At 42.2% G+C, this 9,177-nt stretch carries 6 protein-coding genes; 5 read left to right on the top strand and 1 reads right to left on the bottom strand.

Going from position 1 to position 9,177, the window contains the following annotated elements:
• Window positions 1-71 precede the first annotated feature (71 nt).
• Window positions 72-1,136: a hypothetical protein gene (locus tag RM553_RS18880; RefSeq protein WP_311536525.1), complete on the bottom strand. Its 1,065-nt coding sequence runs from the start codon at window positions 1,134-1,136 to the stop codon at window positions 72-74.
• Between the two features lie 93 nt (window positions 1,137-1,229).
• On the opposite strand from RM553_RS18880, the gene RM553_RS18885 reads away from it, so the two are divergent.
• The 5 genes from RM553_RS18885 (at window position 1,230) to RM553_RS18905 (ending at window position 9,158) form a co-directional block, all read left to right on the top strand.
• Window positions 1,230-2,135 carry an ABC transporter ATP-binding protein gene (locus tag RM553_RS18885; RefSeq protein ID WP_311536526.1) on the top strand — a complete coding sequence of 302 codons (906 nt, stop codon included), beginning with the start codon at window positions 1,230-1,232 and terminating at the stop codon, window positions 2,133-2,135.
• Complete coding sequence (locus tag RM553_RS18890; protein WP_311536527.1) at window positions 2,135-2,971, top strand: ABC transporter permease; 837 nt, start codon at window positions 2,135-2,137, stop codon at window positions 2,969-2,971. Before RM553_RS18885 ends, RM553_RS18890 begins: the two co-directional genes overlap by 1 nt.
• A 25-nt stretch (window positions 2,972-2,996) precedes the next feature.
• The gene (locus RM553_RS18895) at window positions 2,997-5,771 is read left to right on the top strand and encodes a T9SS type B sorting domain-containing protein (protein WP_311536528.1); all 2,775 of its coding nucleotides are present in this window, start codon (window positions 2,997-2,999) and stop codon (window positions 5,769-5,771) included.
• A gap of 63 nt (window positions 5,772-5,834) precedes the next feature.
• On the top strand, window positions 5,835-7,838 hold the full coding sequence (gene uvrB / locus RM553_RS18900) for an excinuclease ABC subunit UvrB (protein WP_311536529.1): 2,004 nt from the start codon (window positions 5,835-5,837) through the stop codon (window positions 7,836-7,838).
• Between the two features lie 102 nt (window positions 7,839-7,940).
• Window positions 7,941-9,158, top strand: coding sequence for a phage tail-like protein (locus tag RM553_RS18905; RefSeq protein ID WP_311536530.1), 1,218 nt, complete (start codon window positions 7,941-7,943; stop codon window positions 9,156-9,158).
• Window positions 9,159-9,177: the final 19 nt, after the last annotated feature.

Genomic DNA, 9,177 nt, shown 5'->3' on the forward strand with positions numbered 1-9,177 from the left:
AGTTCTCTCTTTCCTCTCTCCTCTCTGCTCTTTTCTTTTTCTCCTTCTTTCAACATAGTGCTGCACTGCTGCTAACTTAACAGCCGCTTCATATTCACGTCTTCATAATTTCGCTTCACGAAATCCAGCGCAGTTCTTAAAATTTGCCCCATGGTACTTGCACGTTTAAACTTCATATCGGTGGTATATTTATAAAGGTCCTGCCGCAATTTCTTTACATTATCCCCCGTAGAAACATGATCGTTAATCATACACCTTATCAACTCCTTGTACCTGCTTTTGGTGTTGATAATCCTCTTTGCCAGCAAAGACCTCTCTTCCTTACGGTATTGCTCAATAGAAGATTCCTGCAGTTTATCTGAAACCAGTTTTACCATTTTATAATTTTCTTTAAAAAACTGTGGCCGGTAAACCTTTAAATCTCCTTCATAACATTGCTGGTCAAAATCTATCGCCCTTATCTGGTATTCCACATGGTCAAAATCATGCGTGGGAATCACCACGTAGTTATAAGAGCGCATATCCCCCAGCAACCTCACAGTGCAGCGTTCATTAAATTTCACAAACTGCTTGGCTATTTGCGTCTGGGCACGGTTATCACAGGTTGGAAGATGGTCATCTATAAAAACATCGCCGGGAATTCCCGCAATATGCTCTTCAATTAAAGTGTCCTTATACACCAAAAAGTTTATTCGGTGCGGGGAAAGCAAATGCTCAAATTCCAGTCCGTAGATCCTGGAAGCATCGGCTTTTTTTACGTAAAAATAGGTAAAACTATCATTCAGAATATTCCGCACTTTTACGCGGAAGGGCTTTGAATTTCCGAAGGTACAGTAATCGATAGCGTCTATATTCAAAAATTCCAGGGAATCATCACTTCCGTCGGAATGTAAAATGGTATAAACTTTTTTTAAACTGTTATCAATTTCGGTCCTTTCATGGTCGGGATAATAGCAACGCACCCAAAAGGTATCCTCATCATGCTGGTCATAAACCACGATGGAACCTGAAAATCTTAGCAAATCTTCATAAAAAACCGGGATCATGGTATTGCGGTTATACTTGGCCAAATACCTGTTGAAGCGTTCATTTATAGGAAAGGAAGGCTTCTTTTTTGACATTAATTTTTGCTGCATTTTCTAGCGGTTTTAGCCAAAAATACAGTTTCTAAGGCTAAAATTGTAACAAACATACGCTTTACTCGTCATATTCAAAACATTTCTTCGATTTTGGAAACAATTCTCAGCATAAACAATCTTACCAAAAAATACGGTTCCCTTACGGCGGTAGACAATTTGTCCTTCAGCATAGAAAAAGGGAATGTTTACGGCATCCTGGGCCCAAACGGGAGCGGAAAATCCACAACTCTTGGCATGGTCCTGAATGTTGTGAATAAAACCAGCGGGGATTTTCAATGGTTTAACGGAAAGGAATCCACACACGAAGCCCTAAAAAAAGTGGGGGCAATAATAGAACATCCAAACTTTTACCCTTACATGACAGCGGCTCAAAACCTGAAGCTCGTCTGCAAAATAAAAGATGTGCCTGGTGCAAAGGTCGAAGAAAAGCTGGAAATTGTAGGATTGCAGGACAGGAAAGACAGCAAGTTCAGGACCTATTCGCTGGGAATGAAACAACGGCTGGCCATTGCCTCTGCCCTGCTTAATGATCCTGAAATCCTTATTTTAGACGAACCAACCAATGGGCTAGATCCCCAGGGAATCCATCAGATTCGGGAAATCATCAGGAAAATTGCCGCCATGGGAACCACCATTTTACTGGCCTCCCATCTTTTGGATGAAGTGGAAAAAGTTTGTTCGCACGTGGTCATCATTAGAAAAGGTGTGAAATTATATACCGGCCCCGTTGACGGTATAAATGCCAGCCACGGATTTTTGGAAATGAAGGCCAAAGATACTGCGCGCTTATGCGAACTGCTTAAGACGCATCCCGGCATTGGGAAGGTTACCACCAAAGAAGATTGTGTGACTGCAATTCTACAAGAGCCCATAGATGCTGAAGAAATCAATAAATATTTGTTTGAAAAAGGACTCTTTTTATCCTATCTGGTAAAACGAAAAGAAAGCCTGGAAGAACAGTTCCTGCAATTAACTAACCAAACAAATAACGCCTGATGTTACGACTCTTAAATATAGAATTTCATAAACTACGATACAGCAGATCGGCAAAAGTACTTACGCTTACCTATTTTATCCTGATTACATTTATAGCTCTAATCGCTTCCATTGAATTTAATATTGGGGAAATTAATTTTCGGGTGGCAGACCAGGGGATCTTCAATTTTCCTTTTATCTGGCATTTCAATAGTTATATTGCCGCCATGCTGAAGTTATTCCTGGCTATTGTGATTGTTTCCATGATGTCTAACGAATACAGCAACCGCACGTTAAAGCAAAACCTTATTGACGGGCTTAGTAAAAAAGAATTTGTACTTTCCAAGTTCCTGACAGTCCTTGTATTTTCTGCAGTTTCCACACTATTCCTGTTTATAGTTTCCCTGCTACTGGGGCTTTCATTTTCAGATTATACCGAGTTTTCCATCATCTTTTCAGATATGGAATACCTGGTGGGATATTTTGTAAAACTAACAGCTTTCTTTGCCTTTTGCATGTTCCTGGGGATTTTGGTTAAACGATCTGCTTTTGCCCTTGGTTTTCTTTTTATCTGGTGGATCCTGGAAAGTATCGCATATGGCGTTTTAAAATGGAAAATTTTCCGCGACAGTGATACCGCCGATCAGATTGTCAGGTTTTTTCCGCTGGAAAGTATGGCAAACCTTATAAAAGAACCATTCAGTAGGCTTAATGCGGTACAAACCGCCGCCAGCCAGATTGGTTCTGCCTTTGAGAAAGATTATGGCATCCACTGGTACCAGCTTCTTATAGTGATTATCTGGACCGCCATTTTTGTATTTCTCTCCTATAGGTTACTACAAAAGCGGGATTTGTAATATCTTGGTGGCTATTCCCCAGGATATGAAAACCAAATTTTTATTTATTACCCTTTTACTCTTTGTCTTCCAGCAGAAAACAAATGCCCAGGAAGAAGCTGCTGTATGGTATTTTGGCGATCATGCCGGCCTTTCTTTTAATACAGGCGCCCCCGTGGCATTGAACAACGGCAGGCTGCAAACGGTTGAAGGCTCTGCCTCCATTGCTGATAAAAACGGAAATTTATTATTTTATACCGATGGCTCCACCGTTTACGACCGCAACCACAACGTGATGCGCAATGGTGATAATTTAAAGGGGGATGTATCCAGTACGCAATCTGCCATAGTGGTTCCCAGGCCGCGCAATCCGGGGCATTATTTTATCTTCACCATAGATAAACCAGACTATTATCTTACGCCACAGGACCCTATAGAAGGTGTTAATTATTCTGAAGTGGATATGTCCTTAAACAGATGGCGTGGCGCTGTTCTTCAGAATAAAAAGAATATCCACCTAATCACTTATAATCCGTCTGATCCCATTGAAAATGAATTTAAAAGTTCAGAAAAGATTTCCGCAGTAATTGGAGGGGACTGTATGTCTTATTGGGTGGTAACCCAGTTTATGAACAAATTTTTCGCTTTTAAGGTAACTCCTGCCGGTGTTAACAGTACGCCTGTGGTTTCTGTTATCTCGAATAACTTCCCGCCAATTTTGACTGAAGAAGATATGAATGTGGCGGCAGCGGGTTACCTGAAGATCTCTCCGGACGGAACAAAAATTGCTGCCGCTTATGCCGCTACTTCCCTTCAAAATCCCGGAGCTCAGAATGGCAGCAAAAAGAACGGTAAAATTTTTCTTTACGACTTTGACGATCTTACCGGAAAAGTCAGTAATGAAACACTGCTAAAGGATAGAACCTACCCGTATGGTGTAGAATTCTCCCCTTCCTCTTCCAGGCTTTACGCCACGATAAATGTATATGGGGAAGATGATGTCCTGCAAAGAAGCCAGCTGCTTCAGTATGACCTTGAAAGCCCTGATATTGCAAATTCCGAAGCAATTGTACACGCATCCAGAAATGTTGCAGGGGCGCTCCAACTGGCGATTGACGGTAAAATTTACCGCGCAGGCTATCCTACAGATGGTGGAGGCTTTTTGAGCCATAATTTTCTTTCTGTTATAAATAATCCTGAAAATGCTGCGACCAATGTAGATTATGATCATAATTCCATAGATGTTTCGCCAAATAACGTAAAGCTTGGGCTTCCGCCGTTTGTTCAGTCCCTGTTCAACAATAGCTTTGATGCTGAAAATTTTTGCCTGGGAGATATCACGGAATTCAGCATTGATGGAGCCAGGGATTACGACAGTGTGGAATGGGATTTTGGTGACGGCACTTTTTCTTCTGCTGAAAGTCCCACTCACATTTATTCGGCTCCCGGCACTTTTACCGTCACGCTGACAAAATTCAACAACAATATCCCGCAGGACCCCGTATGCAAGGAAATTACCATTATTGGAGTAGATAAAAATGTTGATGAATACACGATCACCCAGTGTGATGTACTGGATAATAACCCTAATGACGGCCTGGCGGAATTCAACCTCCAGTTGGCCCGGGATTATATTACCGGCAGCAATAATAACCTTAGGGTGCTTTTTTATGAAGATCTCCAAAGTGCAAATTACGATAATCTTAATCAAAACGGTTTGTCTGATATTTACCGTAATACCAACCCCAACCAGGTTCTTATTGCTAAAGTTACCGGCTATGATTCCGAATGTGCAGGCATCACAAGAGTAAGGCTCGAAACCAGCCCGGGAACGCCCATAGCGGGTGGCGTGGCAGTGGGCTGTGAAATTGAAAATGGAGAAGCCGAATTTGACCTCGCTTCCATAGAAAACAACATTAGAAATGATCTTGGCTTACCTCAGAACGTGGAGTTAAGCTTTCACACCAGTGAAAATGATGCCATTCTAGGAGAAGACCCTCTTCCTGAAACCTACATATCAGATGCGGGTACATTGAACATTCGGGCAAATGCCCAGGGAGTGTGTTATGGCTTTGGCACTCTGGAACTGCAGGTGGTGGAATTTCCCGATCTTCCGCCACAAAATTTTCTTCAGGTTTGCAATTCAGAATTTCCTGTAGAATTAGGAGCTGATATAATTTTACCTGACCCGGGCAATTACAATTTCCAGTGGAACACAGGAGAAACTTCAAATACCATTATGGCCAGCCAGGCTGGAATTTATACGCTTACAATAACAAATAAGCAGGTTGGCTGCGGCAGAACAGTGGAATTTTCTATTGAAGAAAGAGTGGCGCCGGAAATTACCAATATTGAAGTTAATAACAATGGCGCTACCAGCGTGGTAACAGTCAATACCGATCTTGAAAATGCCGGATTACTATATGCCCTGGATGACGAAAATGGCTCTTTTCAAAGCACGCCTGTTTTTAGAAATGTTCCCGGTGGAACCCACACCGTTTTTGTCCAGAGTGAAGATGGTTGTGTAGCCAAAGAGCAGCAATTCAGCGTTTTTGGTTATCCTTCTTTTTTCACTCCCAACAACGACGGTTACAACGATGAGTGGAAACCTTTTGATCTTGATGATCCTGAATACGACATCAGGAATATTTATATTTTTGACCGGTACGGCCAGCTGCTGAAGCAATTAGATCCTGAAGGGGCAGGTTGGAACGGCATATTTAATGGCCAGCCTATGCCCTCTGACGATTACTGGTTCTCTATTAGTTTCACCAGCGGAAAAGAAATTAAAGGCCATTTTAGCCTGAAAAGGTCAAACTGATCTTCTGTAGTTTAAATAGGCATAGGAATTGCTTATTTTTGTGAGGCTTAGAAAAAGAAACTCATGAAATTTAAAATAGAATCAGATTACAAACCCACCGGTGATCAGCCGCAGGCAATTAATCAACTGGTAAACGGAATCCAAAGAAACGACCGCTACCAGACTTTACTGGGTGTAACCGGCTCCGGAAAAACTTTTTCCGTGGCAAATGTGATCCAGGAAGTGCAGAAACCAACTTTAGTGCTGGCACATAACAAAACCCTGGCGGCGCAATTGTATTCTGAATTTAAACATTTTTTCCCTAATAATGCCGTGGAATATTTTGTGAGCTACTACGATTATTATCAGCCGGAAGCTTTTATCCCCACTTCCGGGACTTATATTGAAAAAGATTTATCCATAAACGAAGAAATCGAGAAACTCAGGCTGAGCACCACTTCTTCACTGCTTAGTGGGCGCCGTGATGTATTGGTGGTGGCTTCGGTTTCCTGCCTTTATGGTATTGGTAACCCGGTGGAATTCCGTAAAAATGTAGTTTCCATAGAGAGGGACATGAATATTTCACGGACAAAGCTCCTGCATAAACTGGTACAAAGCCTTTATTCCAGGACAGAAGCGGAATTCACCCACGGAAATTTCAGGATAAAAGGCGACACTGTGGATATTTTCCCAAGTTATGCTGATAATGCCTTCAGAATTCACTTTTTTGGAGATGAAATTGAAGAAATTGAAGCTTTTGACCCCGGCACCAATGATATTATTGAAAAATACGACCGCCTGAATATTTATCCCGCCAACATGTTTGTAACATCTCCCGATGTACTCCAGGGGGCGATTAGGCAAATCCAGGATGACCTTGTAAAACAGGTGGATTATTTCAGGGATATTGGCAAACATCTCGAAGCGAAGCGCCTTGATGAAAGGACAAATTTTGACCTGGAGATGATCCGGGAATTAGGCTATTGCTCCGGAATTGAAAATTACTCCCGATACCTTGATGGCAGGCAACCCGGTACACGTCCGTTCTGCCTGCTGGATTATTTTCCTGACGATTACCTTATGGTGGTGGATGAAAGCCACGTTACCATTCCGCAGGTACATGCTATGTACGGAGGAGACCGCTCCCGGAAAGAAACCCTGGTGGATTATGGTTTTCGTTTGCCCGCAGCAATGGATAACCGTCCGTTGAAATTTGAAGAATTTGAGGCCCTTCAAAACCAGGTGATCTACGTAAGTGCGACCCCTGCAGATTATGAACTTCAGAATAGTGAAGGAATATATGTGGAACAGGTGATAAGGCCTACCGGTTTGCTCGATCCTATCATAGAAGTGCGCCCCAGCCAAAATCAGATTGATGATTTAATTGAAGAAATCCAGATAAGAATTGAAAAAGACGAACGTATCCTGGTTACCACCCTAACCAAGAGGATGGCGGAAGAACTTACAAAATACCTCACCCGAATCGACATCAGGTGCAGGTACATCCATTCTGATGTGGATACTCTGGAACGGGTGGAAATTATGCAGGACCTTAGAAAAGGCTTATTTGATGTGCTGATTGGAGTGAACCTCTTAAGGGAAGGCCTGGATTTACCTGAAGTTTCCCTGGTAGCGATTATCGATGCCGATAAGGAAGGCTTCCTGAGAAGTAACCGTTCTCTTACCCAAACCATTGGTAGGGCTGCGAGGCATGTTGATGGCAAGGCAATTTTATATGCTGATAAAATTACCGACAGCATGCAAAAGACGATAGACGAAACCGAATATCGCCGCCAGAAGCAAATTACCTACAACCAAGAAAACAACATCACTCCTACCCCACTGGTTAAAAAACTGGACAGTGCGCTTGTAAAACAGAAACTGGATGTGTATGATTATGAACGCCCGCAAACCTTAAAAGCTGCAGAAGAAGAGGTGGAATATTTCAGCAAAGGTCAGTTAGAAAAGGCGATACGGGAAAAAAGAAAAGCTATGGAAGCCGCGGCAAAAGAACTGGATTTTATGGAAGCTGCCAGGTTGAGGGACGAAATAAAAATGCTACAGGAAAAAATAAAGGACGAGGCTTAAAATTTTAAGGTCAGTGTTATTAGTATCAATTAATAACCTATATTCAATATACCTAAAAACATAAGCTCACTAAAGTGATTGAATTATACCAAACAATCACTTATGAGATCAATTACATTTATTTTATTTCTTGTTCCTTTTCTAATGAACAGCCAGGTGGGAATAGGAACTACAGCTCCAAAAGCGCAGCTGGATATAGTGGCTACAGATAAGCTTAATCCTGCCGAAATAGACGGTATTCTTATTCCGCGCGTCGAAAAGTTTCCTTCAGCCAATCCTGGATCGGAGCAAAACGGAATGCTGGTTTTTTTGTCCAAAGATCAACCAAATTTCACCTCAGGTTTCTATTACTGGTCTGCTTTGGATAGCAGCTGGAAAGCAATGGCAGCCAATTCTGCTGCTTCAAACTTCTATAAACCTGGAACAAGTTTAAGCCCTAATAATGTTACAGATGCGGCATACCGGGAAGGCAATATAGGAATAGGAACAGACCAGATTTCTTCCAGGCTTCAAATCGCCATTCCGGCAGGAAAGGATTTAAGCCTGAAGAAAACTTTAGAAGTGGATAACGCCAATTCTGCCACAGATAATCTTACCACCTATGGGATTGTAAATGATAACCGCAGTGCCACCAACGGTACAAAATATGGCATAAAATCTAATGTTGGAGGGGCTGGGACGGGCATTCACTATGGCATTTTCAATGAAACTTACCAAAATACAGGCACAAATGACATTTACGGGATATTTAACCGGGTGGGCCGCACTTTTGGCGCAAGAAGTAATAATTTTGGGATTTACAATGAAATCGGAAGTGTGCAGGGAGTGGGAAATATCTACGGGATTTACAGCGTGGCCTATGGCGACAGTAACTCCAACGTATTTGCGGGTTACTTTGCAGGCAGGCTAGGAATTGGAATAACCCCAGATGTGGAGTATGTTTTTCCTGATAGCCGAGGTTTGGAAAATCAGGTTTTAGTAACAGATAGAGTTGGTAAAGTAAGCTGGAAGCATCCGGGAGCGGTAAATTATATTTCTACGGAAGCCGTTACCGGCGATTATCCAATTGGAGATGAAGTGGGCACACTTAGAATCAATAATCAGGTTACCGGACTCATTATTCCCAAAGCTGCCGATAACAAAGGCAGGATAATAATCCTGGTAGGCTGGCCTGCAACGGGGACCAAAAACCTCATTTTCCAGGGGAGTGACAACCTTCTGGAGATTACAACTAATACACAGGTTACTACTATAAAAGGAGGACAAACCTACCAGATACAAAGTGCTGGTAATCGCTGGATCCTTCTTTTCAAAAGCTGATTTTCAGGCAATAAAAGAA

Origin of the sequence: Autumnicola tepida, from assembly GCF_031846485.1 — a bacterium.
Classification (GTDB): domain Bacteria; phylum Bacteroidota; class Bacteroidia; order Flavobacteriales; family Flavobacteriaceae; genus Autumnicola; species Autumnicola tepida.

Coding starts and splice junctions, on each gene's coding strand:
- RM553_RS18880 (WP_311536525.1), bottom strand. CDS start 1,136: ATGCAGCAAAAATTAATGTCAAAAAAGAAGCCTTCCTTTCCTATAAAT.
- RM553_RS18890 (WP_311536527.1), top strand. CDS start 2,135: ATGTTACGACTCTTAAATATAGAATTTCATAAACTACGATACAGCAGA.
- RM553_RS18895 (WP_311536528.1), top strand. CDS start 2,997: ATGAAAACCAAATTTTTATTTATTACCCTTTTACTCTTTGTCTTCCAG.
- uvrB (WP_311536529.1), top strand. CDS start 5,835: ATGAAATTTAAAATAGAATCAGATTACAAACCCACCGGTGATCAGCCG.
- RM553_RS18905 (WP_311536530.1), top strand. CDS start 7,941: ATGAGATCAATTACATTTATTTTATTTCTTGTTCCTTTTCTAATGAAC.